General features: G+C 60.2%; 1 protein-coding gene. It reads right to left on the bottom strand.

Translation table 11 applies throughout. The features are described from left to right. A partial coding sequence (locus tag B3797_RS04600) for a peptide ABC transporter substrate-binding protein (RefSeq protein ID WP_311790512.1) occupies positions 1–1,128 on the bottom strand: 1,128 nt, incomplete at its 3' end. Positions 1,129–1,323: the final 195 nt, after the last annotated feature.

The following is a 1,323-nucleotide window of genomic DNA, read 5'->3' on the forward strand; positions in this document are numbered from 1 at the left end:
GCCGTAGCCAGCGGCGGTTAACAGCGCTTTCGCCTGGGCGTTAAGCTCCTGCTGGCTGTGCTGTTCAATATAGGACTGCGCAGGCTTAAAGCCCGCCGTCACGTCGGGGGTAAAGCGCCAGGCGGGCTTCTCGCCGGTGCCCAGCACCTTTTCTGCGATAATGCGGCGATCGATGCTCCACGACAGCGCCTTACGCACCCGCGCATCCGCCGTCGCGCCCTTTTGCGTATTAAAGGCGTAGTAGTAGGTGCCGAGCTGGTAAGGCGTGTAGACCTCACCCGGCAGCGTTTTTTTCAGCTGGGCATACATGTTCTTCGGAAAGGATTCGGTGATATCGATATCGCCCGCGCGATAGCGCTTAGTGGCGCTGGACTCTTCATTGATGGGAATAAAGGTCACTTTGGTCAGGACCGAATGCGCGTCGTCCCAGTAGTGTGGGTTACGCGCCAGCACAATCTTCTCATTCACCACGCGCGACGCCAGCTGGTAAGCGCCGTTGCCCACCAGCTTGCCCGGCGCGGTCCAGCCGTCACCCTCGCGGTTGATAACCTGCTGAGGTACCGGGAAAAGCGCGACGTTAGCCGCAAGCGCGGGAAACCAGGGCACCGGGCGGTCAAGCGTCACCTTCAGGTGCTGGGCGTCTACGGCGCTGACGCCGAGTCGATTCGCCGGCATCTCGCCTTTGGTTATCGCGCCCGCGTTGCTGATGCCCGCCAGTCCGGCAAACCAGGCAAAGGGCGAACTGTTTTTGGGCTCGACAAGGCGCTGCCAGCTGTAGACGAAATCCTGCGCCGTCACCGGCTCGCCGTTCGACCATTTTGCATTGCTGCGCAGCGTAAAGATCCAGGTTTTATTGTCGCTGCTGCTCCAGCTTTCGGCTACGCCCGGCACGATATTGCCCTGCGCATCCTGATTCGTCAGCCCCTCGAACAGATCGCGGATCACCTGAATTTCCGGCAGCCCAACGGCTTTCAACGGATCGAGCGAGGCGGGTTCATCTTTGATATGGCGGACAATCTCCTGCCGATCGGCCAGCTGCGCGTTGGCCGGCAGCTGTGCCGCCAGCGCCTGGCTCGCGATGCCTGCGAGCGCCAGCGCCATCAGCGTCTTGCGAAATGTGCTTTTCATCTTCACTCCCTTACCCTAATGAAGCGCTGCGCAATGCACCAGAGGGCGCAGCATGACCCCGGCACTGTAGCGCAAATGACTGAAGGATAAATAGCGATTTTCCGCGCGCGGCTTTTCCGCTACTTTGTCTGACAGAGGGCAACAAAGGAGAAAGCCGATGACGTTGTTACACCCGCGACCGCGACGCGGAAAACT

It is taken from the genome of Pantoea sp. UBA5923 (genome assembly GCF_002431095.1).
Taxonomy (GTDB): Bacteria; Pseudomonadota; Gammaproteobacteria; order Enterobacterales; family Enterobacteriaceae; genus Pantoea; species Pantoea piersonii.